This window comes from Pseudomonas sp. Gutcm_11s (assembly GCF_028649395.1).
Lineage (GTDB): Bacteria > Pseudomonadota > Gammaproteobacteria > Pseudomonadales > Pseudomonadaceae > Aquipseudomonas.
Genome location: NZ_JAQSUW010000017.1, coordinates 240,573 through 267,566 on the forward strand (window position 1 = coordinate 240,573; position 26,994 = coordinate 267,566).

25 protein-coding genes and 1 tRNA gene are annotated in these 26,994 nt (G+C 64.0%); 13 read left to right on the top strand and 13 right to left on the bottom strand.

What is annotated here, in order from left to right; genetic code table 11:
* From PTT45_RS19605 to PTT45_RS19630, 6 genes are read left to right on the top strand one after another with little or no spacing between them, the layout of a single operon-like run.
* Window positions 1–1,446: a mannose-1-phosphate guanylyltransferase/mannose-6-phosphate isomerase gene (locus PTT45_RS19605; RefSeq protein WP_273815608.1), complete on the top strand. Its 1,446-nt coding sequence runs from the start codon at window positions 1–3 to the stop codon at window positions 1,444–1,446.
* Window positions 1,446–2,243 (top strand): ABC transporter permease, encoded by a 798-nt coding sequence (locus PTT45_RS19610; RefSeq protein WP_273815609.1) that lies wholly within the window; start codon window positions 1,446–1,448, stop codon window positions 2,241–2,243. The genes PTT45_RS19605 and PTT45_RS19610 overlap by 1 nt, the downstream gene beginning before the upstream one ends.
* A complete protein-coding gene (locus PTT45_RS19615) occupies window positions 2,243–3,475 on the top strand; it encodes an ABC transporter ATP-binding protein (RefSeq protein ID WP_273815610.1) in 1,233 nt (410 codons plus the stop codon). Before PTT45_RS19610 ends, PTT45_RS19615 begins: the two co-directional genes overlap by 1 nt.
* Window positions 3,472–4,833 (top strand): glycosyltransferase family 4 protein, encoded by a 1,362-nt coding sequence (locus tag PTT45_RS19620; RefSeq protein ID WP_273815611.1) that lies wholly within the window; start codon window positions 3,472–3,474, stop codon window positions 4,831–4,833. The genes PTT45_RS19615 and PTT45_RS19620 overlap by 4 nt, the downstream gene beginning before the upstream one ends.
* Window positions 4,817–5,950, top strand: a complete 1,134-nt coding sequence (locus tag PTT45_RS19625; protein WP_273815612.1) for a glycosyltransferase family 4 protein — start codon at window positions 4,817–4,819, stop codon at window positions 5,948–5,950. Before PTT45_RS19620 ends, PTT45_RS19625 begins: the two co-directional genes overlap by 17 nt.
* Window positions 5,950–7,062 carry a glycosyltransferase family 4 protein gene (locus PTT45_RS19630; protein WP_273815613.1) on the top strand — a complete coding sequence of 371 codons (1,113 nt, stop codon included), beginning with the start codon at window positions 5,950–5,952 and terminating at the stop codon, window positions 7,060–7,062. Before PTT45_RS19625 ends, PTT45_RS19630 begins: the two co-directional genes overlap by 1 nt.
* On the opposite strand, the gene PTT45_RS19635 is transcribed toward PTT45_RS19630, so the two are convergent.
* The 7 genes from PTT45_RS19635 to PTT45_RS19665 form a co-directional block, all read right to left on the bottom strand.
* Window positions 7,052–8,104, bottom strand: a complete 1,053-nt coding sequence (locus PTT45_RS19635) for an acyltransferase family protein (RefSeq protein WP_273815614.1) — start codon at window positions 8,102–8,104, stop codon at window positions 7,052–7,054. The genes PTT45_RS19630 and PTT45_RS19635 overlap by 11 nt on opposite strands.
* A gap of 65 nt (window positions 8,105–8,169) precedes the next feature.
* Window positions 8,170–9,327, bottom strand: a complete 1,158-nt coding sequence (locus PTT45_RS19640; RefSeq protein WP_273815615.1) for a hypothetical protein — start codon at window positions 9,325–9,327, stop codon at window positions 8,170–8,172.
* A gap of 20 nt (window positions 9,328–9,347) precedes the next feature.
* On the bottom strand, window positions 9,348–10,526 hold the full coding sequence (locus PTT45_RS19645; protein WP_273815616.1) for an MBOAT family O-acyltransferase: 1,179 nt from the start codon (window positions 10,524–10,526) through the stop codon (window positions 9,348–9,350).
* A 360-nt stretch (window positions 10,527–10,886) separates the two neighbouring features.
* On the bottom strand, window positions 10,887–12,335 hold the full coding sequence (locus PTT45_RS19650; RefSeq protein ID WP_273815617.1) for an NAD(P)(+) transhydrogenase (Re/Si-specific) subunit beta: 1,449 nt from the start codon (window positions 12,333–12,335) through the stop codon (window positions 10,887–10,889).
* A gap of 1 nt (window position 12,336) precedes the next feature.
* Complete coding sequence (locus tag PTT45_RS19655; RefSeq protein WP_021700956.1) at window positions 12,337–12,651, bottom strand: NAD(P) transhydrogenase subunit alpha; 315 nt, start codon at window positions 12,649–12,651, stop codon at window positions 12,337–12,339.
* 11 nt (window positions 12,652–12,662) lie between these two features.
* Window positions 12,663–13,784: a Re/Si-specific NAD(P)(+) transhydrogenase subunit alpha gene (locus PTT45_RS19660; protein ID WP_273815618.1), complete on the bottom strand. Its 1,122-nt coding sequence runs from the start codon at window positions 13,782–13,784 to the stop codon at window positions 12,663–12,665.
* A 389-nt stretch (window positions 13,785–14,173) separates the two neighbouring features.
* Window positions 14,174–14,698, bottom strand: coding sequence for an Mpo1 family 2-hydroxy fatty acid dioxygenase (locus PTT45_RS19665; protein WP_273815619.1), 525 nt, complete (start codon window positions 14,696–14,698; stop codon window positions 14,174–14,176).
* An 83-nt stretch (window positions 14,699–14,781) separates the two neighbouring features.
* On the opposite strand from PTT45_RS19665, the gene PTT45_RS19670 reads away from it, so the two are divergent.
* On the top strand, window positions 14,782–15,474 hold the full coding sequence (locus tag PTT45_RS19670; RefSeq protein ID WP_273815620.1) for a Crp/Fnr family transcriptional regulator: 693 nt from the start codon (window positions 14,782–14,784) through the stop codon (window positions 15,472–15,474).
* On the opposite strand, the gene PTT45_RS19675 is transcribed toward PTT45_RS19670, so the two are convergent.
* Entirely contained in the window at window positions 15,471–16,694 is a 1,224-nt protein-coding gene (locus PTT45_RS19675) for an HDOD domain-containing protein (protein WP_273815621.1), read from the bottom strand. The genes PTT45_RS19670 and PTT45_RS19675 overlap by 4 nt on opposite strands.
* A 148-nt stretch (window positions 16,695–16,842) precedes the next feature.
* Window positions 16,843–17,412: a TetR/AcrR family transcriptional regulator gene (locus PTT45_RS19680; RefSeq protein WP_273815622.1), complete on the bottom strand. Its 570-nt coding sequence runs from the start codon at window positions 17,410–17,412 to the stop codon at window positions 16,843–16,845.
* A gap of 82 nt (window positions 17,413–17,494) precedes the next feature.
* On the opposite strand from PTT45_RS19680, the gene PTT45_RS19685 reads away from it, so the two are divergent.
* Together PTT45_RS19685 and PTT45_RS19690 are read left to right on the top strand one after the other, a co-directional pair.
* A complete protein-coding gene (locus PTT45_RS19685; RefSeq protein ID WP_273815623.1) occupies window positions 17,495–18,229 on the top strand; it encodes an SDR family oxidoreductase in 735 nt (244 codons plus the stop codon).
* Between the two features lie 162 nt (window positions 18,230–18,391).
* Window positions 18,392–18,985, top strand: coding sequence for a 2-hydroxychromene-2-carboxylate isomerase (locus tag PTT45_RS19690; protein ID WP_273815624.1), 594 nt, complete (start codon window positions 18,392–18,394; stop codon window positions 18,983–18,985).
* Here PTT45_RS19690 and PTT45_RS19695 read toward each other — a convergent pair.
* The 4 genes from PTT45_RS19695 to PTT45_RS19710 form a co-directional block, all read right to left on the bottom strand.
* Window positions 18,982–20,172, bottom strand: a complete 1,191-nt coding sequence (locus tag PTT45_RS19695) for an HDOD domain-containing protein (protein WP_273815625.1) — start codon at window positions 20,170–20,172, stop codon at window positions 18,982–18,984. The genes PTT45_RS19690 and PTT45_RS19695 overlap by 4 nt on opposite strands.
* A 219-nt stretch (window positions 20,173–20,391) precedes the next feature.
* Complete coding sequence (gene gabT / locus PTT45_RS19700) at window positions 20,392–21,669, bottom strand: 4-aminobutyrate--2-oxoglutarate transaminase (protein WP_273815626.1); 1,278 nt, start codon at window positions 21,667–21,669, stop codon at window positions 20,392–20,394.
* A 193-nt stretch (window positions 21,670–21,862) separates the two neighbouring features.
* A complete protein-coding gene (gabD, locus tag PTT45_RS19705) occupies window positions 21,863–23,314 on the bottom strand; it encodes an NADP-dependent succinate-semialdehyde dehydrogenase (protein WP_273815627.1) in 1,452 nt (483 codons plus the stop codon).
* 331 nt (window positions 23,315–23,645) lie between these two features.
* Window positions 23,646–24,653: an AraC family transcriptional regulator gene (locus PTT45_RS19710; protein ID WP_273815628.1), complete on the bottom strand. Its 1,008-nt coding sequence runs from the start codon at window positions 24,651–24,653 to the stop codon at window positions 23,646–23,648.
* A gap of 136 nt (window positions 24,654–24,789) precedes the next feature.
* On the opposite strand from PTT45_RS19710, the gene PTT45_RS19715 reads away from it, so the two are divergent.
* The 4 genes from PTT45_RS19715 (at window position 24,790) to PTT45_RS19730 (ending at window position 26,934) form a co-directional block, all read left to right on the top strand.
* Window positions 24,790–25,845, top strand: a complete 1,056-nt coding sequence (locus PTT45_RS19715) for a fatty acid desaturase (RefSeq protein ID WP_273815629.1) — start codon at window positions 24,790–24,792, stop codon at window positions 25,843–25,845.
* A 76-nt stretch (window positions 25,846–25,921) separates the two neighbouring features.
* Entirely contained in the window at window positions 25,922–26,641 is a 720-nt protein-coding gene (locus PTT45_RS19720) for an NAD(P)H-dependent oxidoreductase (RefSeq protein ID WP_273815630.1), read from the top strand.
* Window positions 26,638–26,802: a rubredoxin gene (locus PTT45_RS19725; protein ID WP_273815631.1), complete on the top strand. Its 165-nt coding sequence runs from the start codon at window positions 26,638–26,640 to the stop codon at window positions 26,800–26,802. The genes PTT45_RS19720 and PTT45_RS19725 overlap by 4 nt, the downstream gene beginning before the upstream one ends.
* Window positions 26,803–26,857: 55 nt before the next feature.
* Window positions 26,858–26,934, top strand: a tRNA-Arg gene (locus PTT45_RS19730).
* Window positions 26,935–26,994: the final 60 nt, after the last annotated feature.

Here is a 26,994-nt window from a genome sequence, read left to right on the forward strand (position 1 = left end):
ATGACTCTCGTTCCCGTGATTCTTTCCGGAGGCGCTGGTACCCGGTTGTGGCCGGTTTCTCGTGAAGGCCATCCCAAGCCGTTCATGCGCCTACCCGATGGCCAAAGCCTGCTGAGCAAGACCTATTTGCGGGCCGCCGCCCTGATCCCGCAGGGTGGTGCCATTCTCACGGTGACCAACCGCGAGCACTACTTTGCCAGCAAGGATCAGTTCGGCGAGGCCAATCTGCCGCTGCACAGCTCCCATTTTCTGCTCGAGCCGGAGGGGCGTAACACGGCGCCCGCCATTGCCGTGGCGGCTAGCCTGGTGGCCAAGCAGTACGGCGAGGATGCTCTATTGGTGATCATGGCGGCGGATCACCTGATTCAAGACCTCGCTGCTTTTCAGCGGGCCACCGCGCACGCGCTGGAGCTCGCTGAAAGCGGCCATCTCGTTACCTACGGTATTCGACCGACGGCCCCCGAAACCGGCTTCGGCTATATCGAATCCGGAGAGGCTCTGGATAGTGAAGGTGGCTGCAGGGTTGCGTGCTTTGTTGAAAAGCCGGATCTGCAAACTGCGGAAGAGTATCTGCAGAGCGGTCGCTTCCTGTGGAACTCGGGCATGTTCTGTTTCACTGCAGGCAGTATTTTGCGTGAGCTAGGTGAGCATGCTCCGGAAATAGTCCAGCTGGCGGAGGAGTGCTTGAGCGCTAGTCCCGCTCAGGAAAGCGCAGGCAATATTCTGCACGAGCTACAGGCCGCGAGCTTCGCTCGCCTACCAGACATCTCCATTGATTATGCCGTTATGGAGCGCTCTAAGCGGGTCGCGGTGATTCCTGCAACTTTTGACTGGAGTGACATTGGCTCCTGGAGCGCGCTATCCCAGCTGGTTCCGGCCGATGCTCAGCAGAACCGAGTGCAGGGCGATGCGATACTGGTCGAGACGCGCAACACCTTCATCCTTGGCGACAATCGCCTGATCGCCACCGTCGGTGTGGATGATCTGATCGTGGTAGATACCGCCGATGCTGTTCTGGTCGCGCGTGCCGACCGAGCTCAGGAAGTTCGTCAGGTCGCCAAGCAGCTCAAGCTCCGCAATCATGATTCTTACAGGCTGCATCGTACGGTCACCCGCCCGTGGGGGACCTATACGGTGCTTGAAGAAGGACCACGCTTCAAGATCAAGCGAATCGTGGTTAAGCCCGGAGGATCACTCTCTTTGCAGATGCATCACCATCGTAGTGAGCATTGGATTGTCGTCAGTGGTATGGCCAAGGTCGTCAACGGCGGCGAGCAGCCTTTGCTGGTGAATACCAACGAGTCGACCTTCATTCCGGCTGGCCACAAGCACCGCTTGGAGAACCCCGGTGTTATCGACCTGGTAATGATCGAAGTGCAGAGCGGTGAGTACCTCGGCGAGGATGATATCGTCCGTTTTGAGGATCACTACGGCAGGGTGCGCTAGTGCAGTTACTACTTCGCCGCGACCTGTGGGTCTATCGCGGCTTCATCCTCAGTAGCGTCAAACGTGAGTTCCAGAGTCGCTATCGAAACTCTCTGCTGGGGGCTCTCTGGCCCCTGCTGCAGCCTCTGGCGATGATCCTTATCTATACGCTGATCTTCTCTCAGGTCATGCGCGCACGCCTTCCGGGTGTAGACGATGGGCTGGCCTACGGCATCTTCATCTGCGCCGGCATATTGACCTGGGGGCTGTTTGCCGAGGTGTTGAATCGCAGTCTGGCGATGTTTCTCGATAACGCCAATCTGCTCAAGAAGCTCAGCTTTCCGCGCCTGTGCCTGCCGATCGTTGTGGCGCTCACGGCACTACTCAACTTCGCCATCACTGTGGGGCTGTTCCTCCTCGTGCTGGCCCTGATCGGCCGTTTTCCAGGCGAAGCGGTGCTGGCGCTGCCATTACTGGTCGGTCTGCAGTTGCTCTTTGCTCTCGGGCTAGGCCTGCTGCTCGGGGTTCTCAACGTGTTCTTTCGCGATGTTGGCCAGCTGTTCGCCATCGGCCTGCAACTCTGGTTCTGGCTGACCCCCATCGTTTACCCAATGAACATTCTGCCTCCCGCTCTCCAGCCCTGGCTGGCCCTCAATCCGATGAGTGGGCTGATGCAGGCTTATCAGGCGCTTTTCCTTCACGATGCCTGGCCGGGCTGGCAGCAGCTAGTGCCTGTCGCGGTAGCAGGGCTGGTCAGCTGCGTGCTCGCACTGCTGCTATACCGTGCCAAGACCTCCGACATGCTGGATGAGCTCTGATGGGCTGGGTTCGCGTGCAAGGGCTGGGCAAAGCCTTCAAGCAGTATCCGACACGCTGGGCGCGCCTGGCTGAATGGTTGATGCCGTGGAGGGGCGCGCGCCACCAGCTGAGATGGGCGCTCCGGGATGTCAGCTTCGATGTGCAACCTGGTGAAGCGATAGGTCTGATCGGTGCCAACGGTGCAGGAAAGAGCACGCTGCTCAAGTTGATTACCGGTACCAGCATACCCAGCACGGGCCGTATCAGCTTTGAGGGAAGAGTTGCGGCCTTGCTGGAGCTGGGCATGGGTTTCCACCCCGATTTCACGGGTAGACAGAATGCTCTGATGGCGGGTCAGTTGCTCGGATTGGCGGTCCATGAGGTTGAGCAACTCCTGCCGGACATCGTGGCTTTCTCCGAGATCGGTGCGGCTATCGATCAGCCGGTCCGAACCTATTCCAGTGGCATGCAGATGCGCCTGGCATTCAGCGTGGCTACCGCCCGCCGCCCCGATATCCTGATCGTCGATGAGGCCCTCTCGGTTGGCGATGCCTATTTCCAGCACAAGAGCTTCGAGCGCATTCGCGAGTTCCGGCGTCAGGGCACCACCCTGCTGATCGTTTCTCACGATCGCTACGCGATACAGTCGATCTGTGATCGAGCCTTGCTGCTGCATCAGGGAGATCTCCTGATGCAAGGCAGCCCTGAGGCGGTGCTCGATTACTACAACGCATTAATGGCCGACCGTGACGGCCAGTCGATCCGTCAGCAGGTGCTGGAAACCGGTCATGTGCAGACCATTTCTGGAACGGCCGAAGCCAGCATCCTCGCCGTGCGCATGTTCGATGACAAGGGCGCTACAAGTGAGGTGTTCGAGGTCGGAGAACCGATGTCGCTGGAAGTCGACATCGGGGTGAATGCGGATCTTGAGCGCCTCGATCTTGGCTTTTTGTTGAAGGACCGATTTGGCCTGGCGATGTATGGCATCAATACTCACCGACTCGAGCAGACCGTTCTGGCACCGAAGGTGGGGGATCGCTTCACCTTCCGTTTCGACTTCCCCATGCTGCTGGGACCGGGAAATTACTCGCTGTCATTGAGTCTCACCAAGGCTGACTCGCATCTGGACGGGAATTACGAATGGCGTGATTACGCCGCCATCCTCCATGTACATAACCGGCAACATGAACAGTTCGTTGGCAACACCTGGCTGAATGCCAAGGCCAGCGTCATGCGAGGAGGAGTCGTGTGAGCCGCTTGCTGTTCGAGTGCACCAACGTGTTCCGCAGCCCGGGAGTCAACTCCGGTATCCAGCGCGTTGTGCGCAATATCGTGCGCCAACTGGATAACGTCTCCGGCGATATTGAATGCGTGCCCGTTCTGTTCGCGCACAACCGGCTGTACAGGGTTCGTCAGCTGTTGCCGGGGGACGAAGGAAAAACCCTGCCGGCTCGCGCCTATGCCTGGCTGGAACGCCTGAACCAGGCCTTCTGGCGCCTGCATGGACGCTACGAGCAACATTGGCCGATGTGTCGCTGGCATAACGCGCGACGTGTTTTCTTCGTGCTCTGGCGGCTGCTCGGGCTACCCCTGGCAGTTGCCATGAGAGTGCTGCGACTGCTTGGTTACGATCCCTTGCAGCAGCGTGCCGAGCCTTTCGAGGCTCAGCCTGGCGACCAGTTGGTTCTGCTCGACTCGTCATGGCATGCCCAGCATTTTGCCCAGATTGAGGGGCTCAAGCGCCGCGGGGTGGGCGTGATTGCGGTCATATACGACCTGATCCCGGTGGTGCGCCCGGAGTTCTTCGAGGAGCGCCTGCGTGGCGTCTTCAACATGTGGTTCGATTGGGTGGTGCACCAGGCCGACGGCTACATGTCGATTTCGCAGAGCGTCAGCGAGCAGGTAAGCGATGAGATCACTCGCCGCCTGGGTAGAGACGCTGCGGCCGAGCGCTGGTACGGTTATTTCCACCTGGGCTCCGAGCTGGACCTGCGTGATGAGGCGGGAACGCCAACGGCAGACCTGATAGACCTGTTCGATTCCAATCGCCAGGTTTTCCTGGCGGTGAGCACCATAGAACCGCGCAAGAATCACGCCTATCTGCTGGACGCGTTCGAGCTGGCATGGGCCGAGGGTAGCCAGGCCTGCTTGTGCATCGTCGGCCGCGTTGGCTGGAAGTGCGAGGCTCTGATCAAGCGCATTCGCGACCACGCGGAGTTTGGTCGCCGCCTGTTCATGTTCAACGATGTCGATGACAACGGACTCGAGCTGGCCTATTCGAAAGCCGCTGCTCTGGTGTTCTCCTCTCACGCCGAAGGCTTTGGCTTGCCTCTTGTCGAGGCGATGCAGCGTGGCCTGCCGGCCATGGGTAGCGACCTGCCTGTGTTTCGTGAGATTGGCGGGGAGTACATGGCCTACTTCGGCCTGGAGCGTCCGGCCGACCTTGCCGAGCTGGTCCGGCGCTTCGAGGTGAGTGGTCAGTTCCCGGCAGCCCGCGCGCTTTCGGGCTGGAGCTGGATCGATTGGCGCGAGAGCGCAGGACAGCTGATCGAAGGTGTCGAGGCGGGCAGTGCTGCTGGCCGGGCGGGGCAGCATGCGCGTAGCGCTTAACGTCAGCATCCTGCGGGCACCGCGCACCGGCATCGGCCACTATGTCGCTGAGTTGTGCGAGGCGCTGCGCGGTGAGGATGGTCTCGAGCTCGAACTCTATGGCGGGTGGAAATGGGGGGACGAACTACCTTCTGCGCCGATGCCTGGGTACTCGCGCCTCAGCAACCTGATCAAGGATTTCGTCCCGCAGGCGTATCGTGTGCGCCGTGCGGTCGAGCAGCGTGGCTTTACCCGCGGTGTTCGGCTGCTTCGACCTGCGCTTTATCATGAGCCCAGCCTCTGGCCATTCGAATTCGATGGTCCGATGCTAATGACCTTGCATGACCTGGCGCATGTACATTACCCGTATACCCAGCCGGCAGATCGGTTGCGCGAGATCGAGCGCCATGTCCAGACGGGGCTGCAGCGTGCAACCAGAGTCCTGGTCGACTCGCAGTACGTAGCCGATGAGGCTCGGCGCCACTACGGTATTGCCGCCGAAAAAATGGTGGTCGCGCCTCTCGGTTACGCCGAGCGGTTCCGGCCACGGGCGGATGAGGATCTGGCTCCTGTGCTGGCGACGATGGGGCTTTTCCCCCGCCAGTATCTGCTCTGTGTTGGTACCCTCGAACCGCGCAAGAATCTCGAGCTGGCGTTGAGTGGTTACATGGCGCTCCCCGAGGCAATTCGCAGCCGTTACCCGTTGTTGCTTGCGGGCATGTCGGGTTGGCATACCGAGCGGCTACAGGGCAGCTTGCGTTCGGCTTTGTCTTCTGGCCAGGTACGCTTGCTCGGCTATCAACCGGACGAGCAACTGGCTGAGCTTTTGGCAGGTGCGCGCATGCTGTTGTTCCCTTCCCTATACGAGGGTTTCGGCTTGCCGGTACTGGAGGCGATGGCAAGCGGTACGCCGGTAGTGCTCGGGCGAAACTCTGCTCTGCCGGGAGTGGCGGGCGAGGCAGGTTGTTATATGGAGGATACGGATCCGCAGGTCTATGCACAGACCATTCGGCAGCTGATCGAGGATCAACCACTCTGGCAGAGATTGCGAGAAGCCGGCCTGGAGCGAGCTCGACTGTTTTCATGGAAGCGCTGTGCGCAGATCACCGCTGGTGTGTACCGCGAGGTAATTGGCTAGTGCGAGTACTGCATTTCTTCAAGACCTATCTGCCGGAGACCGTTGGTGGCATAGAGCAGGTGATCTATCAGCTGTGCGAAAGTACCCGGCCCATCGGTGTGGATAGCGAGGTGCTGACGCTCAGTGCGGATCGCGATCAGGCCGAGCTGATGGTCGGTACGCACAAGGTACATCGGGCCAGACTCGACATGCAGGTGGCTTCAACCGGTTTCTCCTTCTCTGCCTTGGGTCAGCTGAGTTCCCTGGCCCGTGAGGCGGATCTGGTTCACTACCATTTTCCCTGGCCATTCATGGACGTAGCGCATTTTGCGGCGCGGATAGACAAGCCATTCGTGGTTTCCTATCACTCCGACATCGTGCGCCAGAAGTACCTGTTGCATCTGTATCGCCCGTTGATGCGGCACTTTCTCTCCAAGGCCGGGCGTATCGTTGTCGCTTCGCCCAACTACCTGGAGAGCAGTGAGGTACTGCAAGGCTTCCGTGACAAGACCCAGGTGATTCCATACGGCCTGGATGAGGCTGCCTGTCCGCAGCCATCCGAGAAGCGCCTGGAGCATTGGCGTAGCCGGCTGGGCACGCGCTTCTTCCTGTTCGTGGGTGTGCTGCGCTACTACAAGGGACTGCATATCCTGCTGGAGGCTGTGGCCGACACAGGTTATCCGCTGGTTATTGCCGGTGCCGGCCCTATGGAGCAAGAGCTGCGCAGCCAGGCTGCCGCGCTGAAGCTGAGCAATGTCCACTTCGTCGGTCGTGTTGACGAGGAGGACAAGTATGCGCTGCTGCAGCTGTGCAGCGCTTTCGTCTTCCCGTCACATCTGCGCTCCGAAGCTTTCGGCATTTCCCTGCTGGAGGCTGCGATGTACGGCAAGCCGATGATCTCCTGTGAGATTGGCAGTGGCACCAGCTACATCAACCTGCATGGGGAAACCGGGCTGGTGGTACCGCCCAGTAATGCGCCTGCTCTGCGCGGGGCGATGGCCGAGCTATGGAACTCCCCAGCGCGCGCCGACGAGATGGGACAACGTGCCGTTGAGCGGTATCGGGAGCTCTTTACCGCGGAGCGCATGGGCCGCCAGATGGCGGCGCTCTATGACGAGCTGCTCAGCGGCTGACAGCCCCGTTCATCGAGGCGAAGCCGCGCTTGGCGATGCGATAGTTGTCTACCTGAGCTTGCAGTCTGATCAGCAGCAACGAGGTGATGAGGCTGCCCGCAACGACGACGAGCACATAGCGTGATCCACCCTGCGACGGGGTCAGTCCGAGCAGCTTCTCGCTGCAGAAGAACACCAGAGTGTGGCTGATGAAGATGGGGTAGGCCAGCCGCCCCAGTAGATCGTCCGCTCGTTTCAACCAGGCCTCGGTATTTTTCATCTGCAGCGCAGCGCCCAGCAGCGGAATGGCCAGGCAGGCGCCGAGTAGCAGCTCCTGCACTTTTGAGTTGGCATACAGGCCGAGGCTGGGAGCAACGATCAGGAGCATGCCTAGATAAAGGGCGAAGTAGAGTCGCACGATATTGCGATAGAAGGCCTCCTCGCGCCTGCCATAGGCCAGCCCGGCCAGGAAGAAGACCAAGACGCCGAAGATGAAGCGATAGCCGAAGTTGTCGCTGTTGAATAGGCCGCTTCCATGAAACATCGCAGCGACTTGTATGGTCGCGGCAATGGCGAAGATTGCCAGGAAGCCCCCTCGCCCGCACAGCAGGATCACCGGCAGCAGCAGATAGAAATGGAACTCAGTGGACAGCGACCAGGCCGGTGGAATGATCGGATGGGGCAGCAGTGCATCGATGCTTAATGGGGCGAATACATAGTTGGCGGGGAGCAGTGCTAGGTTCAGCATTACCTTCAGAGGGTCGGCCGTCTGGTTGAGCAGAAAGGTCTGTTGAGCTGGTCCAAGCCAGTGGATCAGCAGGAAGGTCAGTATGACCACCACACTGTATTGGGGCATCAGCTTGAGCAGGCGGTCCGTATAGAAGTCGCGCACGGGACTCAGGCTCTGCTTCTGAAAACGCTGGTAGCTGCGGCCCATCAAATAGCCGCTGATGAAATAGAACAGGATTACCGAAGTGACTCCTGGGTTCAGCGGCATACCCAGTCCGGGAATGTGCGATAGCAAGACCAGCATGGCGAGAACGAAGCGCAGAATGCCGAGCATAGGACCTTATCTGACGTAGGTTGTAGGTAGTTGATTGGGTGCGGGTATTGCAGGAGACGGCGCCTTCAAGGGGGCGGCGTTTTCCTCTCTGCAGTCGCCAGCGATCCGCTCGCAGGTGGGCTGCCGTCGAGCTGGTCGTGTGGCGGAGCGTATTGACGAAGCTGTGCCAGCAACCGCTCCTGCAGGGCCTTGGGGTCCATAGGCACGGACCTCAACCCTTCCCCTTCCAGCTGCAGGATCAGTCGCTGGGTCCGGACTTTCGCGCAGCTGGCCCGCACGTGGTAGTAGGTGTCCAGCAGGCAGCTGCTATCGAAACGGCTCTGATCGGGTTCACCGAGAAAGGTGAAACCCTGTTCCTCGACCATCTGGCGAATGTCGTTGGCATATTTCTGAATGGGCAGGCCCAGGAGTTGGTAGCACTCGTTGCCATCGCGTGCGGCAACCGCGGGCCAGGTGAGGAGTATCCTGGCTCCGCTGGCCTGTTCGACGGCGCGTAGGTGCTGCAGGTTGTCCTGAAATGTTTCGCTGATACCCGGAAACTCGAATAGCCCGAACAGGTAGTGGTCGCAGGCAAGACCGCTGGTCAAGTGGTCGATAGGTGGTGGTACTTCGATCAGCTGGCTGCCACGCGCACCCTGGCGTATCTCCTGATCGAAGCGCAGCAAGGACGCCTGCGTGGTTGCAGGGATCTGTTGGTTCCAGGACTCCACCCCATTCAGTTTGATGATCGCCTGCAGGCCCTGCTTTATCGGGACGCTGCGATAGACGAACTTGATACGTTCCAGCCAGGGAAGCTCTCTGTAATAGAAGGCGTTGGAGCCACTCTCATCGAGGATGGACTGGACGTAGTCCGCGGGCAGCGCATCATCGGCCCGGTACTGCAGCCATTCCAGTGGGAGAATCAGCGTATCGCCTGTCTTCAGGTGATTGGCGAGGCGTTCTATCTTGTGGCGCAGCGGGTAGCCGGCGTTGTCGGAAAGGATCAGGGTCGGCCGCCCGAAGTGGGTTTCCAGCATCTGCGCATCGATGGAGTGGATGGCGCTTGAGCCGCTGTCCACGATGATGCGATTCGGTACGTCGTCGGTGGCCCTGAGCAGGAACTGGCGGTACGACTTGCCCAGCGGTACGTCTGCGATGGCCAGGCGATCAATGAGCAGGAAATATCCGACGCCCAGCAGCATGAAGCTCGCCAGGCTGGCCAGGATGAATCTCGATTCGCGCATCGCTATCGCTATCGCCATTGTCAGAAGTTGAAGTAGAGGAAGTCCGAGGGTGTGTTCTGGATCTGTGCGACCAGTGCGTAGAAGAAGGCGAAGCCGACCAGCGTCGCCGCTACCAGGCCCTCTCTGAAGCGCAGGCGTCCCTGGTGGGGGATCAGGCCGGCGATCTGTTGGGAGTTCGGCGCCAGGAAGGCCAGCAGTGCGGCCAGTCCCAGGCTGAGCATTGCCTCGAGAGGCAACAGGGCACTGCCTAGCCTTCCAATGCCAACTCCGCCCAGGCCGAGCATGCTGGAGAGCATGCGCTGTGCCGCTGGCAGATCTTCGGCGCGGAAGAATACCCAGGCGAAGTTCACGAACAAGAAGGTCACGCCCCAGCCCAGCCAGCCGGGAAGCCTCATGCCCAGATCCTGCCAGCCGCGATGCGCCACGACTGCGGCGCCATGCAGCGCGCCCCAGATCAGGAAGGTCCAGCCTGCGCCATGCCAGATGCCACCGATCAGGAAGGTGGCGAACAGGTTGAAATAGACGCGCGGCAGGCTTGCCCGCTTCCCGCCGAGGGGGATGTAGATGTAGTCGCGTAGCCAGCTGGACAGCGTCATGTGCCAGCGGCGCCAGAAGTCCTGGATGTTCTTGGCTTGGTAGGGCGAGTTGAAGTTCTGAGGCAGGCTGATGTTGAACATCAGGCCGAGGCCGATAGCCATGTCCGAATAGCCTGAGAAGTCGAAGTACAACTGGAAGCTGTAGAGCAGGCTGGTGCTCCAGGCTTCGATCACGGTCAGTGTCTGCTCGCTGGCATAGCCAGCATTGGCCCAGTGTCCCAGGTTGTCCGCGATCAGCACCTTCTTCACCAGGCCGATGGCAAAGACGAATAGGCCGAGCGAGAAATTATCCAGGCGGAAGCGCAGGTTGCGGGTGCTTGCGAACTGCGGCATCAGGTCCTTGTGGTGAACGATCGGGCCGGCTATCAGGTGCGGGAAGAAAGTGACGAACAGGGTGTAGTTGGCCAGGCTGTAGTCCTTCACCCCGGATCTGCTGCAGTCCACCAGATAGGCGATCTGGGTAAAGGTGAAGAAGCTGATGCCCAGCGGCAGCAGCAGGTTGAGGCTAGCCAGCTGGCTGCCACTGAGGGTGTTGAACGTCTGGATGAGGAAGTCGGTGTACTTGAAGTATACGAGCCCGGCGACGTTCAGCAGGACACCCATCAGCAACAGGGCTCTGCTATGCCGAGTAGGGCCGTCATTGGTCAATACCAGGCGTGAAATACGAGTGCCTAGGAGATAGTTGACGATGATCGAGAGGCCAATGAGGAGCAGGTACTTCGGTCCCCAGTAGCCATAGAAGAGCAGGGAGGCGGCCGCGAGCCACAGGCGCGAAAAGGAGCCGTGCCCAAGCCGTGCCAGCAGAAAATATCCGGCAAGTGTCAGGGGCAGAAAGACATAGATGAAGATGGATGCACTGAAAAGCATGTGCAGCGGTCCTGTTTGTTTGTGCAGCAGGATAACTGGCCGCGTTGAAACGAAAAACCCGGCGTTGGCCGGGTTTTTCGCTGTTGGGAGGGCGTGTTACTCGACCGCCTTCACCATGTCCTCGATCACCTTCTTGGCGTCGCCGAAGACCATCATGGTCTTGTCGAGGTAGAACAGTTCGTTGTCCAGGCCGGCGTAGCCGCTGGCCATCGAGCGCTTGTTGACGATCACGGTCTTGGCTTTGTAGGCCTCGAGGATCGGCATGCCGGCGATCGGCGACTTCGGATCGTTCTTCGCGGCCGGGTTGACCACGTCGTTGGCGCCCAGTACCAGCACCACGTCGGCCTGGCCGAACTCGGAGTTGATGTCTTCCATCTCGAACACCTGCTCGTAAGGCACCTCGGCCTCGGCCAGCAGGACGTTCATGTGGCCAGGCATACGACCGGCAACCGGGTGGATCGCGTACTTCACGGTGACGCCGCGGTGGGTCAGCTTCTCGGCCAGCTCCATCAGCGCGTGCTGGGCACGGGCTACTGCCAGGCCGTAGCCCGGGACGATGATCACGGTGTCGGCGTTGGTCAGCAGGAAGGCTGCGTCGTCGCTCGAACCGGATTTCACCGGGCGGGCTTCCTGGGCGCCAGCCGGGCCGGACGCTTCTGCCGCGCCGCCGAAGCCGCCGAGGATCACGTTGAAGAACGAACGGTTCATCGCCTTGCACATGATGTACGAGAGGATGGCGCCCGAAGAACCTACCAGCGAACCGGCGATGATCAGCATCGAGTTGTTCAGCGAGAAGCCGATACCGGCCGCCGCCCAGCCCGAGTAGCTGTTGAGCATCGACACCACGACCGGCATGTCGGCGCCGCCGATCGGGATGATGATCAGCACGCCGATGATGAAGGCCAGGGCCACCAGTACGGCGAAGGCACGGATGTCACCGGTGAAGGTGAAGTACAGGCCCAGGCCGGCGATGGCCAGGCCGATCACCAGGTTGACCATGTGCTGGCCCTTGAACACCACAGGGGCGCCCTGGAACAGGCGGAACTTGTACTTGCCGGACAGCTTGCCGAAGGCGATCACCGAACCGGAGAAGGTGATGGCACCGATGGCCGCGCCGAGGAACAGCTCCAGGCGGTTACCGGCCGGGATGGCGTCGCCCAGGGCGTGAACGATGCCCAGGGATTGCGGCTCGACCACGGCAGCGATGGCGATGAACACGGCAGCCAGGCCGATCATGCTGTGCATGAAGGCGACCAGTTCCGGCATCTTGGTCATCTCGACGCGCTTGGCCATGATGGAACCGGCGGTGCCGCCGACCAGCAGGCCGACCAGCACGTAGGCCAGGCCCTTGGCAGCGCCGCCATCGGCCATTTCCGCGCCCAGCTTGAACACCAGGAACACGGTGGTGACCACGGCGATGGCCATGCCGACCATGCCGAAGGCGTTGCCCTGGCGGGACGAGGTCGGGTGGGACAGGCCTTTCAGCGCCTGGATGAAGCAGACGGAGGCAACCAGGTACAGCAGGGTGATCAGGTTCATGCTCATCTTATTTGCCCTCTGCCTTGGCTTTGGGCGCCTTCTTCTTGAACATTTCCAGCATGCGGCGGGTGACCAGGAAGCCACCGAACACGTTGACCGCGGCCAGGGCCACGGCCAGGGTGCCCATGGCCTTGCCCAGCGGGGTCACGGTCAGGGCGGCGGCCAGCATGGCGCCGACGATGACGATGGCGGAGATCGCGTTGGTCACGGCCATCAGCGGGGTGTGCAGGGCCGGGGTGACGTTCCATACCACGTGGTAGCCCACGTAGATGGCCAGTACGAAGATGATCAGGTTGTAGATGCTGGGGGAGATCAGTTCCATCTCTCGACTCCTTAACCGTTCTTGCGCACGACTTCACCGCCCTTGCACATGAGGCAGGCAGCGACGATGTCGTCTTCGAGGTTGAGCTGGAACTGGGCTTCCTTGTCGATCACGAGCTTGAGGAAGTCCAGCAGGTTGCGGGCGTACAGGGCGGAGGCATCCGCCGGCACCAGCGCGGCCAGGTTGGTGTGGCCGACGAGCGTCACGCCGTGCTTGACCACGACCTTGTCGGCCTCGGTCAGCGGGCAGTTGCCGCCCTGGGCAGCAGCCAGGTCGATGACCACGGAGCCCGGCTTCATCTCGGCCACTGTGCTCTCATGGAGCAGCGTCGGTGCCTTACGACCCGGAATGAGGGCAGTCGTAATGACGATGTCGGCCTGCTTGGCCTTCTCGTGCACGGCCTTGGCCTGGCGCTCCATCCAGGAGGCGGGCATCGGGCGGGCGTAACCGCCGACACCCTGGGCGCACTCGCGCTCTTCGTCGGTCTCGAACGGTACGTCGACGAACTTGGCGCCGAGCGACTCGATCTGCTCCTTCACGGCCGGGCGTACGTCCGAGGCCTCGATCACCGCACCCAGACGCTTGGCGGTGGCGATGGCCTGCAGGCCGGCAACACCGGCGCCGAGGATCAGCACGCGGGCGGCCTTAACGGTACCGGCGGCGGTCATCAGCATGGGCATGAAGCGCGGATAGTGGTTGGCGGCGAGCATCACGGCCTTGTAGCCGGCGATGTTGGCCTGCGAGCTCAGCACGTCCAGGCTCTGCGCGCGGGAGGTGCGCGGTGCGGCCTCCAGGGCGAAGGCGGTAACCCCACGGGCGTTCATGCGCGCGATGGTGTCGTTGCAGAACGGGTTGAGCATGCCGACCAGTACTGCGCCGGACTTCATGTGAGCCAGTTCGGCTTCGGTCGGGGCGACCACTTTCAGCACCAGGTCGGCACCGAAGGCGGCGGCGTCGTTGCCGATGCTGGCGCCGACGGCTTCATAGGCGCTGTCCGGGATGCTGGCGCTGATGCCGGCACCGGCCTGGACGGTCACCTGATGGCCTTGGCCAACCAGTTTCTTGACGGTCTCGGGCGTCGCGGCAACCCGCGTCTCCCCGGCGTGGGTCTCGAGAGGAACACCGATGTGCACTGATAAATCTCCTGCGTGATCATTCTGATGAACCAGCGCACTACGTGTGGCACGCGGGTGTGTGGGATCAGCACAAACCGCCCCACAACAGGGCGGGGCGCGGCATTGTGCAGGCGAATGCCGGGGTCATCAAGAATTTCTGAAGTGGCACTGTGAGATAACTACAAGTCACTCAGTGACCAATAGTTCCTGCTGCGGCCCGTAAAGTGCCGGTATGCCTGGGATGCTGCTTGGTTGCGGGGTGTTGCGCGGCTTTCAGGTCATCAAGGAGCTGAATGACCGTCCGTCAGTCACGGCGAATAAGCGAGGCGGTGTCGCAAAGTCGACAGACGGAGTCGTTCTTGTAGTCGTCCCGGCGCCTGGACTACCAGGCCACCGGGAGAGGGGGATCAGGCCAGGGCCTTGGGCGGGCGGATGCAGGTGGGGCCGGCGCGGTGCTCGACCGCTTCCTGGACTGCGGGGCGCAGGCCGAGCAGGAAGGCCAGTTCCGCGACCACGAACAGCGGGCCGACCACCAGGCCCATCAGGTCGTCGACGAAGGCCGGCTTGCGGCCCTCGTAGTAGTGGCCGACGAACTGGATGATCCAGCCGACCACGAACAGGCCGAGGCCGCCGCTCAGCCAGACCAGGGTGCTCTGCTGCGCCAGTGCGGCGCCAGCCCACAGGCTCAGTACCAGCAGGACGCCCATGATGATGCCGAAGCGCAGATCGAGGCGCAGATAGAACAGGCCGGCAGCGATGGCGGTGAGCAGCGCGGGCGAGGCCCACAGGCCGGCAATCTCCCAGCCCGGGCGCGAGAGCAGGACGGCGACGGCGACCACGATCATCGGGATACCGATGAAGTGGCTGAGAATGTTGCGACGGTCGCGATGGTATTCGGCGTACTGGCCGAGGTGATCGACGAGGGTTTTCATTGTTATGGTCCTCAGCAAGGCAGGGTTGGTGGCATCATCTCGCCAGCCCCCATTGCACGACTGTCAGCTAGCCGACAAAGCCCATGCCCGAGAATCCTGTCACCTATCTGCCCCTGCTGGAAAGCGGCCAGTGGTTTAGCCACCTGCCGCAGCCCCTGCGCGCCGCGCTGCTGGCCGAGGCGCGGCTGTTGCAGCTGGAACCGGGGCAGCGCCTGTTTCGCCGCGGCGATCCGCCCTGCGGGCTGTATGCCGTGCTGGAGGGGATGATGCGCGTCGGCGCAGTCAGTCGCGAGGGTAAGGAGGCGTTGCTGACGCTGGTCGAGCCGCCCTACTGGTTCGGCGAGATCTCCCTGTTCGACGGCCAGCCGCGCACCCACGATGCCTACGCCGAAGGGCCGACCCGCCTGCTGCAGGTGCCACAGACCGCGTTGTTGGCACTGCTGGCGCGAGAGCCCGGCTACTGGCGCGAGTTCGCCCTGCTGATGAGCCAGAAGCTGCGTCTGGCCTTCATCGCCCTGGAAGAGACGAGCCTGTTGCCGGCGGCACAGCGCCTGGCCCGGCGCCTGCTGATGATGGCCGAGGGCTACGGCGAGACCGGGCCGCGGAGGGTGCTGCACCTGGCCCAGGAGCAGCTGGCGCTGATGTTGGGATTGTCGCGGCAGACCACCAACCAGATCCTCAAGGACCTCGAGGCGCGCGGCGCGCTGCGCCTGACCTATGGCGAGATCGAGATATCCGACCTCGCCGCCCTGCGCCAGGCGGCAGGCGCAGCTTAGCCCGGCACGGCGCTCAGCAGGCTGCCGGGCACCCGGCGCAGGAAATCCTGGCTCAGGCGCAGCATGCGCGCCGGGCGTGACTCCACCAGCTCGCCGGCATCGCGATTGCCGGGCAGGGTCAGCAGCTGGGAGCCGAGGTTGAGCACCAGCGCCTCGCGGGAGAATACCCCGCTGCCCAGTGCGTAGAACGCAGCGATCAGCTCGCGCAGGCCGAATGGCAGGCGCCAGCGGATGCGCAGTGCCGAGCCGAAGCCGGCGGCGCGCTGGCGCAGGTGCAGTTCGATTTCCTCGTTGGCCAGGCTGCCGCCGGCCTCCTGCCAGTCCTGCAGGCAGCGCAGCAGGGCCAGTTCGCCGATGTTGTGCAGCAGGCCGGCGGTGTAGCACAGCTCGTGATCCAGGCGCAGTTGCGCCGCCAGCCAGTGGGCCAGCTCGGCGCTGCGCTGGGCGCGCTCGCCGACCTGGATGGCCAGTTCGGCCAGGCGCGGGTCGCGCAGGCGGGCGTTGCGCTGCACGGCCAGGCCCAGCACCAGATTCAGCGTGCGCGGCACGCCCAGGCGCTGCAGTGCCTGTGGCAGGGTCTGGCAGGCACCTCCACGCTGCTCGGCGGCGCTGTTCGCCGCGGCGATCAGGCGCGCGGTGATCTGCGGGTCGCGGGCGAACTCGCGGGCCAGCTGGCCGAGGTCGGTCTCGCTGGCGCGCAGGCTGTTGCTCACCGCGTCACGGATATCAGCCAGCAGAGGTGCGCCCTGACCCTCCTCGCGAACGCTGTCGAGATACTGGCCGAGGTCGTTGACCAGCAACGGCGTCGGCGTGAGATGGCTTTCGTTGCAGGCGCTGGGCAGCAGGCTGCTCAGGCGTTGGCGCAGGTGCTCGGCATTGAAGGGCTTGGCCAGGTAGGCGGTGGGGGCGAGTGGCAGCACGGCGCGCACGCTGTTGGCGTCTACCCGGTTGCTGATCAGCACGCAGGGCAGTGCAGGTGTGCGTGGGTGGCGGCGCAGCTGGCGCAGCAACTCGATGCCGTCGAGGCCTGGCAGCTCGCCATCGGCGATCACCAGGTCGGGCAGGTGCCGGCGGCAGCGCGCCAGGGCCGATTCGCCATCGGAAAAGCGCTGTATGCGCGCGTCCTTGCGGATATCCAGGACAAGTTGGGTAAGCAGATCGGCGGTCCAGGGGTCGGCTTCGGCGATGAGAACTTCCGGTGTTGCAGCCGGGGTGGACATGAGGGCCTCGGGGTGATGGCGAAATAATGGCGCCAGGATGGCGGCGCGCATTCTACGGGGCGGACCGACGCCGGCCAAACGATCCCGATGAAATGCTGCGCAGGGCGTCAGGATAACGCTTTCGCGGCTCCGCTTAGACCGCTCTGGATCAATATTCCTGAGGGTTTTTCGGCAGCTGCGCTTCGATCAGCGTACGGCTGGCCGCCAGTACTTCCTCCTGGCGCGCGGGGCTCGCCAGCATGCGTGCCACCACCAGGGCGCCGACGCACTGGGCCAGCAGTGCCCAGGCCAGTTGCGGGTCCTGCAGCTCCTCGCCCCACGCCTGTTGCAGGCGCACCAGCCAGTGTTCGGTCTGCTCGCGCACGGCGAGGCCGGCGCGGGCGATCTCCGGGCCCAGCGTGGGCAGGGCGCAGCCGCTGTCCGGCTGCTCCACGTGCTTCATGTTGAGGTAGATGTCCAGGCAGCGGCGCAGCTTGTCCTGGCCGCCCTCGCCGGTGCCGAGCAGGGCGACGCTGTGGCTCAGCTCGCGCTCGACGATGGCGGCGAACAGCTCGTCCTTGGAGGCGAAGTGGCCATAGAAGGCGCCGCCGGTCAGGCCGATGGCCTTCATCAGGCCGTCCACCCCGGTAGCCGCGAAGCCGCCGCGCTTGGCCAGGGCGCCGCTGCTGGCGAGCAGTTTCTCGCGGGTCTGGGCCTTGTGTTCGCTGGAATAGCGCATGCTGGAATCCTGCTTGACGAGTGCCGCGAGCATAGCATAACGTTTCTTTACTAAATGATCGTTTATCAATGAGGTGGGCGGCATGAGCGAGAACAACAAGAAGGTGGTGCTGGTGATCGGTGCCGGCGATGCGACCGGCGGAGCCATCGCCAAACGCTTCGCCCGCGAGGGCTATGTGGCCTGCGTGACCCGGCGGAGCGCCGACAAGCTGCAGCCGCTGGTCGACGAGATTCGCGCCGCCGGAGGCGAGGCCCACGGCTTCGCCTCCGATGCGCGCAAGGAAGAGGAAGTGGCGGCGCTGGTAGAGGGCATCGAGCGCGACATCGGTCCGATCGAGGCCTTCGTCTTCAACATCGGCGCCAACGTGCCGTGCAGCATCCTCGACGAGACCGCGCGCAAGTACTTCAAGATCTGGGAGATGGCCTGCTTCTCGGCTTTCCTCACCGGCCAGGCCGTGGCGCGGCGCATGGTCACCCGCGGCCGCGGCACCATCCTCTTCACTGGTGCCACCGCCGGCCTGCGCGGCGCCTCGCACTTCGCTGCCTTCGCCGGCGCCAAGCACGGCGTACGCGCCCTGGCGCAGAGCATGGCGCGCGAACTGGGGCCGCGGAACATCCATGTCGCCCATGTGGTGGTGGACGGTGCCATCGACACCGCCTTCATCCGCGATACCTTCCCGGACATCTATGCGCGCAAGGATGAGGACGGCATCCTCGATCCCGATCATATCGCCGACAACTACTGGTTCCTGCACGCCCAGCCGCGCGATGCCTGGACCTTTGAACTGGATCTGCGCCCCTGGATGGAGAAGTGGTAACGGCTGGCTGCGCGGCGCTGATGCGTCGTTGGCGAATCGGTGCGAAATGCTCATTGGCTACAGCCAGCTGCGCTTTCTCCCCGACCCGCCGCCTAGCCTGAGCGCCGCTCGCTCAGCCTCGACTCCGAACAGACAACAACAAACAAAAAAGAGAAAAACGCCATGAGCAAGACCGTCGAGTTCTATTTCGATTTCGGTAGCCCCACCACCTACCTGGCCTGGACCCAGCTGCCGGCGCTGTGCGCCGAGACCGGCGCGAGCCTGGTGTACAAGCCGATGCTGCTCGGCGGCGTGTTCCAGGCCACCGGCAATGCCTCGCCGGTGACCATCCCGGCCAAGGGCCGCTTCATGCTCCAGGACCTGGCGCGTTATGCCCGTCGTTACCAGGTGCCGATGCAGTTCAATCCGCACTTCCCGATCAACACCCTGGGCCTAATGCGCGCCGCCGTGGCGGTGCAGGAACGCCTGCCGGAGCGTTTCGAGGCATTCCTCAAGCTGGTCTTCGAGGCCATGTGGGTCGAGGCGCGCAACCTCGGCGACCTGGCGGTGCTGGGCGAGGTGCTGGCCAAGGGTGGTTTCGAACCGCAGCAACTGTTGGCGCTGAGCGGCGAGCAGGCGACCAAGGACCAGCTCAAAGCCAACACCGACGAGGCGATCAAGCGTGGCGTGTTCGGCGCGCCGGCGATGTTCGTCGGCAACGAGCTGTTCTTCGGCCAGGACCGCCTGGACTTCGTGCGCGAAGCCCTGCAGGCCTAGCTCAGCTCCAGCTCGGGCAGTGAGCCGAGCAGGCTGGGGTTCAGCGCGAGCATCTTCGCCGCGCGGCTGTTGGCCAGGCCGCGCGGGTCTTCGCCCTCCGGCAGCTCGCTGGCGAGCCGCGCGAGGTGCAGGATCAGCGCCTCGCGCGAGTACACGCCGCTACCCAGCTGGAAGCACGCCGCGATCAGCTGGCGCAGTTCCAGCGGCAGGCGCCAGCGGGTACGTAGGGCCGAGCCGAAGGGGGCCGCGTGCTGGCGCAGGGCGCCTTCCACCTTCTCCGCGCTGAGCTCGCTGCCGCCCAGGTCGCACCAGTCCTGAATGCTGCGCAGCACCGCCAGGTCGCCGAGCAGGTGCAGCAGGCCGGCGGTGTAGCAGCGCTCGCCGTCGGCGCCCAGCAGCAGTGCCAGCCAGTGCGCGAGCTTGGCCACCCGCTGCGACTGGCGCCAGATGCGCTGCCCCGGTTCCTGCAGCTGCTCCTGCTCCAGGCTGATGCTGCGTTGCAGCGCCAGGCCCAGGGCCAGATTCAGGCTCTGCTTGAGGCCGAGGCGGGGCAGGGCCTGGGCCAGGGTCTGGCAGTTGCTGCCGCAGTGCTGAGCGGCGCTGTTGGCGGCGGCGATCAGCTGCGCGGTGAGTTGCGGGTCCTGGCGGAACAGCTGCTCCAGTTCGCCGAGGTCGTGGCCTTCCGGCTCCATGCAGCGGCGCAGGGCCTCCTGCACATTGCGCAGCAGCGGCGCGCCGGTGGCGTCCTCGCGGTGCTTGGTCAGGTAGTCGGTCAGCGCTTCCTCGATCGGTGCGGGGCTCTGGCTGTACTCCTGCTCCGGCGGCAGGGCCTGGCGCAGGCGGCGCAGGAGGTCCTCCACATCGAACGGTTTGCTGAGGAAGGCGGTGGGCGCCAGCGGCATCACCTCGCGCACGCTGCGCGCGTCGATGCCGGCGGCGATCAGGAAGAACGGCAGCGGTGGCTGGCGGCGCTGCTTGCGCAGCTCGCGCAGCAGTTCCAGGCCGCCGCCGCCAGGCAGGTTGAAGTCGGCGATCAGCAGGTCCGGCAGGGCATGGCTGCAGCGTGAGCGCACGCTGGGCACATCATTGAGCAGCTCCAGGCGGGCATTGGGATGCTGGCTGCGCACCAGCTGGGCGAGCAGCTCGGCGGTCCAGCGGTCGGCATCGGCGATGATCACATTGGGCATGAGTTATCGGGCCGCAGGTGTCGAATGGATGGCGCCAGGCGGCGCGTAACCAGCAGCGTAGACAATTCGCTTCGACGCGGCCCGGCGATGGCCGAATGCCGGGCAAAAAAAGACCCGCCGAAGCGGGTCATGAGGGAGTCGCCCGGCCTGGTGAGACCGCGGGCGAATCTGGACCGCCCCCATGCACTAGGGGCGGCACGCAGGATCGTGAGCCAGGCCTCAGACCAGCTCGTCGAAGCACTCGGCGACGATGGCGATGCCTTTTTCCAGCTGGGCATCGGGGATGGTTACCGGCATCAGGAAGCGCAGCACGTTGTAGTAGGTGCCGCAGGACAGCAGGATCAGGCCCTTCTCGCGCGCCTTGGCGACGACCTTGCCAACCAGCTCGGCAGCCGGCTTGCTGTGGTCACCGCCCTCGAACAGCTCGATGGCGACCATCGAACCCAGGCCGCGCACGTCACCGATGACCTTGTGCTTGGCGGCGATGGCGTTGAGGCCGACCTTGAGCTTCTCGCCCACGGCTTGCGAACGCTCCAGCAGTTTCTCTTCGTCGAATACCTTGAGCACGGCCAGGGCCGCGGCGCAGGCGATCGGGCTGCCGGCATAGGTGCCGCCCAGGCCGCCCGGGGCGATGCTGTCCATGATCTCGGCCTTGCCGCACACGCCGGAGATGGGGAAGCCGCCGCCGACCGATTTGGCGAAGGTGGTCAGGTCCGGGGTCACGCCCAGCTGCTCGGTGGCGAAGAAGGTGCCGGTACGGCCGGCGCCGGTCTGTACTTCGTCGGCGATCAGCAGGATGCCGTGGGCATCGCACAGGGCGCGCAGGCGCTTCATGAAGGCCGGGGAGTTGACGTAGAAGCCACCCTCGCCCTGGACCGGCTCGATGATGATCGCGGCGATGTCCTGCGGCTGGGCGTCGTTCTTGAAGATGCGTTCGATGCTGGCGATCGACTCGTCTTCGCTGACGCCGTGCAGCGGGCACGGAGCCAGGGCGCGGAACACGCCGCCCGGCATCAGGCCCATGCCGGCGGAGTAGGGCGCGACCTTGCCGGTCAGCGACAGGGTCATCATGGTGCGGCCGTGGTAGGCGCCGGTGAAGGCGATCACGCCGGCGCGGCCGGTGGCGGCACGGGCGATCTTCACTGCGTTCTCGACGGCTTCGGAGCCGGAGGTGACCAGCAGGGTCTTCTTGGCGAAGTCGCCCGGTACGCGCTTGGCGATCTCTTCGCAGAGCTCGATGTAGGGCTCATAGGCCAGCACCTGGAAGCAGGTGTGGGTCAGCTTGGTCAGCTGTTCCTGTACGGCAGCGATCACCTTCGGGTGCAGGTGGCCGGTGTTCAGCACGGCGATACCGCCGGCGAAGTCGATGTACTCGCGGCCGTCGACGTCCCACACGGTGGCGTTCTCGGCGCGCTCGGCGACGATCGGGTGGATCTGGCTGACGCCACGGGCCACGGCGGCCTGGCGACGTTGCAGGAGGGATTCGTTCTTGCTCATGTTGTCCTCATAAGCCGCTTATGGCGACTCGGTCCAAGGATGATGACGGGGCGAGCGACGCTGCAGCTAACGATGATCGAACTGCTGTCTACTCGCTGGCCGTCGGCTGGGTTAGCCGGTGCCACCACCGGAAACGCCGACGCCGGGTAGCACGGCTTCTGCCTGCTACCCGACACCCACGGAAATGCTTGAATCAGATGCCGCCGAGGCAGAGGTACTTGATTTCCAGGTAGTCCTCGATGCCGTACTTGGAGCCTTCACGGCCCAGGCCGGAAGCCTTCATGCCGCCGAACGGCGCCACTTCGTTGGAGATCAGGCCGGTGTTGATGCCGACCATGCCGTACTCCAGGGCCTCGGCCACGCGGAACACGCGGCCCAGGTCGCGGGCGTAGAAGTAGGAGGCCAGGCCGAACTCGGTGTCGTTGGATATGGCGATCACGTCGGCCTCGTCCTTGAAGCGGAACACCGGGGCCAGCGGGCCGAAGGTCTCTTCCTTGGCCACGGCAGCGTTGTTCGGCACGTTGATCAGGATGGTCGGCTCGAAGAAGCTGCCGCCCAGGGCATGCGGCTTGCCGCCGAGGGCCAGGGTGGCGCCTTTGCCGACGGCGTCGGCAATGTGTTCCTCGACCTTGGCCACGGCCTTGTTGTCGATCAGCGGGCCGGTGGTGGTGCCGGTTTCCAGGCCGTTACCGATGTTCAGCTTGGCTACGGCGACCTTGAGCTTTTCGACGAAGGCGTCGTACACGCCATCCTGTACGTACAGGCGGTTGGCGCACACGCAGGTCTGGCCGTTGTTACGGAACTTGGAGATCAGCGCGCCATCGACAGCGGCGTCCAGGTCGGCGTCGTCGAAGACGATGAACGGCGCGTTGCCGCCCAGTTCCAGGGACACCTTCTTGATGTCCTTGGCGCATTCGGCCATCAGCTGGCGGCCGATTTCGGTGGAGCCGGTGAAGCTCAGCTTGCGCACGATCGGGTTGCTGGTCAGCTCGGAACCGATGTCGCCGGCGCTACCGGTGACCACGCTGAACACGCCAGCCGGGATGCCGGCGCGGTGCGCCAGTTCGGCCAGGGCCAGGGCGGAGTAAGGAGTCTGCGAAGCCGGCTTGAGCACCATGGTGCAGCCAGCGGCCAGGGCCGGGCCGGCCTTGCGGGTGATCATCGCCGCGGGGAAGTTCCATGGGGTGATGGCCGCGGTCACGCCGATCGGCTGCTTGATCACGATCAGGCGCTTGTCCGGCTGGTGGCCCGGGATCACGTCGCCGTAGACGCGCTTGGCTTCTTCCGCGAACCACTCGAGGAAGGAGGCGGCGTAGGCGATTTCGCCCTTGGCTTCGGCCAGCGGTTTGCCCTGCTCGAGGGTCATCAGGCGGCCGAGGTCGTCCTGGTGCTCGATCATCAGTTCGAACCAGCGGCGCAGTTTGCCGGCGCGTTCCTTGGCGGTCAGTGCACGCCAGGCCGGCAGAGCCTTGTCGGCGGCTTCGATGGCGCGGCGGGTTTCGGCGGCGCCCATCTTCGGCACGCTGCCGAGGATTTCGCCAGTGGCCGGGTTGTTGACCTTGATGGTCTGGCCGCTGTCGGCGTCCAGCCAGGTGCCGTTGACATAGGCTTGCTGGCGGAACAGCTGGGCGTCTTTCAGTTGCATGTTGTTCTCCTGGTGCACGGCGCCGATGGGGCAGGCAATCAAGCAAAAAAGCGGGCAGCCGAATAGCGCTGCCCAGCGTTTGAAATGTCAAACGAATCCTAGGGCCAAGGTGGGCAAAGGGCAAGAGCTATGTTCGATAAAACCAACAAAATAACCAAAAAGAATGAACGGCCATCCTTTCCGTCGGCTTTCCTCGTTTATGGGGGCGCAAGCGAGGCTGGGCGTGGATTGCAGCGTTGCGGGGAGCGATGCGCGGGTCTGTTTTGCGTGTTCGATATCTAGAACGTTTGTGTCGAGAGCGACTGTAGCGCCGTTCGCCACGCACTACAGTTCAGCTGCGCAGCGAATCGCGGTATTGGCTGGGGCTCTGCCCGGTCCAGCGCTTGAAGGCGCGACTGAAGCTGCTGCTATCGGCGAAGCCGAGCAGGTAGGCGACCTCGCTGATCGAGCAGTCGTCCTCGCGCAGGTGGGTCTGCGCCAGGTCGCGGCGGGTGTCGGCCAGCACCTGCTCGTAGCTGCTGCCCTCGTCGCTGAGGTGCCGTTGCAGGCTGCGCAGGCTCAGGTGCAGGCCGTGGGCCAGCGCCTCGGCCGAGGGTTCGCCGTTCGGCAGCGACTGCTCAAGGGCGCGGCGCAGGCGGCGCGCCACGGTGTCCGGCTGCAGTGCCTCGAGGCGCTTCTGCAGCACTGCCTCGTTGTGCGCGGCCAGCTCCGGATTGCCGTCGGTCAACGGCCGGTCGAGGTCGACGCTGGCGAAGCACAGCATGTCCTCGGCGGCGTAGAAGTGCACCGGGGCGCGGAACACTTCCAGCCAGGGTTGCGGGTCGCTGGGCGCGGCGCGGCGCAGGTGCACCGACAGCGGCGCATAGTCGCGACCCAGGCGGTTGCGGCAGGTACGCACATAGATGGCGGCGAAGGCATCGATGGCCTCCGGCGCTGGCGCCGGGCCGTCGGGCGGCAGACGCAGGTGCAGCTCGCACACCGCGCCGGCCTCGCGCAGCTCCAGCACCAGCGCATCGCTGACCACCTGGTGGTAGCGCACGATACGCTCGAACACCTCGCGCAGGCTGCCGCTGGCCATCACTGCCAGGCCCATGGCATGGAAAGTGGTGGGCGCCACGTGACGCGAGGTGTGCAGGCCCAGGGTCGGATCGCCACTGGCAGCCACGGCCAGTTGCCACAGGCGGGTGGTGGCGTGCAGCGGGTAGCGCGCGTTGGGGTCGTCCATCAGCGCCGGGTCGAGGCGGGCCTCACGGCACAGGGCGGCGCTGTCCAGGCCGAGGCTGTCGAGCTGGCGGCGCAGCGCTCGGGTCCAGCTGGCCAGGGTGGAGGCTTCAGTCATGCAGGTTGGCATTCTCGGTCAACAGGTTGGCGTCGTCGGTCGGGCGCGTCGCCGTGCCGGCGCGCACTCTAACCTGGCCTGATCACAACAACGATCCCCGGCGCCCCGCATGGCGCCGCCACAAGAGGATGCGTGCATGACCCCGACTCCTGCAACCCACCAGCAACGCTCGGCGCATATCCGCGCCGTGGTGATGGCCCATGGCGACAGCCTGCGCCAGCGTTTCCCGATCCTGCGCCACCAGGACGCCATCGGCGCCGGCATCCTCGCCATCGCCCTGGCCGGCATGATTGGCAGTGCCTGGCTCTACGCCGAGGGCGCCATCGCCTGGTGGGCCTGCCTGCTGGCCAACGCCTTCTTCGCTTCGCTGACCCACGAGCTGGAGCATGACCTGATCCACTCGATGTACTTCCGCAAGCAGCGTGTGCCGCACAACCTGATGATGGCGCTGGTGTGGATGGCGCGGCCGAGCACGATCAACCCGTGGATCCGCCGCCACCTGCACCTCAATCATCACAAGGTCTCCGGCACCGAGACCGATATCGAGGAACGCGCCATCACCAACGGCGAGCCCTGGGGCTTCGCCCGTCTGCTGATGGTCGGCGACAATGTGATGTCCTCGTTCATCCGCTTCCTGCGGGCGCCGACCTGGGAGCGTCGCAAGATGATCGTCAGTCGTACGCTCAAAGGCTACGCGCCGCTGGGCCTGCTCAACTGGGGCACCTGGTACGTGTTCCTCGGCTTCCACCTGATCGACTTCGTCGCCTCCCTCGCCGGTGCGCCGATAGCCTGGTCGGCCACCACCCTGGCGGTGATGGATGGTGTCACCTTCGCCGTGGTCGTGCTGGTCGGCCCCAACGTGCTGCGCACCTTCTGCCTGCACTTCGTCAGCTCCAACATGCACTACTACGGCGACGTCGAGCTGGGCAACGTGGTGCAGCAGACCCAGGTGCTCAACCCCTGGTGGTTGTGGCCGCTGCAGGCGTTCTGCTTCAACTTCGGCAGCACCCATGCGATCCACCACTTCGTGGTCAAGGAGCCCTTCTACATCCGCCAGATGACCGCGACGGTGGCGCACAAGGTGATGCGCGAGATGGGCGTGCGCTTCAACGACTTCGGCACCTTCGCCCGCGCCAACCGCTGGGATGCGCCGAACAAAGAGGCCGTCGCGCCGGTGCAGCAGACCGCCTGACGGTCCTCGTGAGCCCCGGCATGCCGGGGCGCCTCCGGGGCCTGCGGGCCCCGCTTTTTTTTTTGCGGAAATCTTCATGAACATCCTGATCGTCCACGCCCATCCCGAGCCGCAGTCCTTCTGTACCGCCATGAAGGACCTCGCCGTCGCCACCCTGGCCGGCGCCGGCCATGCGGTGCAGGTCTCCGACCTCTATGCGATGAACTGGAATCCGGTGGCGTCGGCCGCCGACTTCCAGGTGCGCGGCAATCCCGAGTACCTGACCTACGCCCTGGAGCAGCGCGAAGCGGCGAAGAGCGGCAGCCTGGCACCGGACATCGCCGCCGAGCTGGACAAGCTGTTGTGGGCCGACCTGGTGATCCTCAACTTCCCGCTGTTCTGGTGCTCGGTGCCGGCCATGCTCAAGGGCTGGATCGACCGCGTGCTGGTCTCGGGCACCTGCTACGGCGGCCTGCGCTTCTACGACCGTGGCGGCCTGGCCGGCAAGCGCGCGCTGCTCAGCTTCAGCCTCGGCGGGCAGGGCCACATGTTCGCCGACGAGAGCGCCATCCACGGTGACTGGGAACCGATGCTGCGCCCGCTGCAGCGCGGCACCCTGGCCTATGTCGGCATGCAGGTGTTGCCGCCGTTCGCCGCCTACCACGTGCCCTACATCAGCGCCGAAGCGCGTGCTGTGATCCTCGACCAGTACCGCGACTATCTGCTCGGCCTGGAGGGCGCCGAACCGCTGCTCTTCCCCTCGCTGGCCGACTTCGACCGCGGCCTCAATCCGCTGCGCCAGGAGGTGCCGGCATGAAGAGCTGGATCTGTGTGATCTGTGGCCTGATCTACGACGAAGCCCGCGGCTGGCCGGACGACGGCATACCCGCCGGCACGCCATGGGCCGAGGTGCCGGACGACTGGCTGTGCCCCGACTGTGGAGTGAGCAAGGCCGACTTCGACATGCAGGAGCTCTGAGCGACCGCTCGCATGGACGCCCGCGAGGTGGATGCGTATGATTGCGCCCCGCAACGCATCCGTAGCTCAGCTGGATAGAGTACTGCCCTCCGAAGGCAGGGGTCGTGGGTTCGAATCCCGCCGGATGCGCCAGATATGAAAAGGCCCCAGGTGAAAACCTGGGGCCTTTTCTTTTGCCTGGTGATTACCGGT

Bases quoted from the DNA above. Each gene is read 5' to 3' on its own strand.
- PTT45_RS19655 (WP_021700956.1), bottom strand. From the start codon at position 12,651: ATGGAACTGATCTCCCCCAGCATCTACAACCTGATCATCTTCGTACTG.
- PTT45_RS19710 (WP_273815628.1), bottom strand. From the start codon at position 24,653: ATGACTGAAGCCTCCACCCTGGCCAGCTGGACCCGAGCGCTGCGCCGC.
- PTT45_RS19715 (WP_273815629.1), top strand. From the start codon at position 24,790: ATGACCCCGACTCCTGCAACCCACCAGCAACGCTCGGCGCATATCCGC.
- PTT45_RS19685 (WP_273815623.1), top strand. From the start codon at position 17,495: ATGAGCGAGAACAACAAGAAGGTGGTGCTGGTGATCGGTGCCGGCGAT.
- PTT45_RS19645 (WP_273815616.1), bottom strand. From the start codon at position 10,526: ATGGGTGTCCTGCTGAACGTCGCCGGGCTCGTATACTTCAAGTACACC.
- PTT45_RS19695 (WP_273815625.1), bottom strand. From the start codon at position 20,172: ATGCCCAATGTGATCATCGCCGATGCCGACCGCTGGACCGCCGAGCTG.
- PTT45_RS19650 (WP_273815617.1), bottom strand. From the start codon at position 12,335: ATGAGCATGAACCTGATCACCCTGCTGTACCTGGTTGCCTCCGTCTGC.
- PTT45_RS19725 (WP_273815631.1), top strand. From the start codon at position 26,638: ATGAAGAGCTGGATCTGTGTGATCTGTGGCCTGATCTACGACGAAGCC.
- gabT (WP_273815626.1), bottom strand. From the start codon at position 21,669: ATGAGCAAGAACGAATCCCTCCTGCAACGTCGCCAGGCCGCCGTGGCC.
- PTT45_RS19625 (WP_273815612.1), top strand. From the start codon at position 4,817: ATGCGCGTAGCGCTTAACGTCAGCATCCTGCGGGCACCGCGCACCGGC.
- PTT45_RS19615 (WP_273815610.1), top strand. From the start codon at position 2,243: ATGGGCTGGGTTCGCGTGCAAGGGCTGGGCAAAGCCTTCAAGCAGTAT.
- PTT45_RS19675 (WP_273815621.1), bottom strand. From the start codon at position 16,694: ATGTCCACCCCGGCTGCAACACCGGAAGTTCTCATCGCCGAAGCCGAC.
- PTT45_RS19635 (WP_273815614.1), bottom strand. From the start codon at position 8,104: ATGCTCGGCATTCTGCGCTTCGTTCTCGCCATGCTGGTCTTGCTATCG.
- PTT45_RS19680 (WP_273815622.1), bottom strand. From the start codon at position 17,412: ATGCGCTATTCCAGCGAACACAAGGCCCAGACCCGCGAGAAACTGCTC.
- gabD (WP_273815627.1), bottom strand. From the start codon at position 23,314: ATGCAACTGAAAGACGCCCAGCTGTTCCGCCAGCAAGCCTATGTCAAC.
- PTT45_RS19720 (WP_273815630.1), top strand. From the start codon at position 25,922: ATGAACATCCTGATCGTCCACGCCCATCCCGAGCCGCAGTCCTTCTGT.
- PTT45_RS19670 (WP_273815620.1), top strand. From the start codon at position 14,782: ATGCCCGAGAATCCTGTCACCTATCTGCCCCTGCTGGAAAGCGGCCAG.
- PTT45_RS19605 (WP_273815608.1), top strand. From the start codon at position 1: ATGACTCTCGTTCCCGTGATTCTTTCCGGAGGCGCTGGTACCCGGTTG.
- PTT45_RS19640 (WP_273815615.1), bottom strand. From the start codon at position 9,327: ATGCGCGAATCGAGATTCATCCTGGCCAGCCTGGCGAGCTTCATGCTG.
- PTT45_RS19690 (WP_273815624.1), top strand. From the start codon at position 18,392: ATGAGCAAGACCGTCGAGTTCTATTTCGATTTCGGTAGCCCCACCACC.
- PTT45_RS19665 (WP_273815619.1), bottom strand. From the start codon at position 14,698: ATGAAAACCCTCGTCGATCACCTCGGCCAGTACGCCGAATACCATCGC.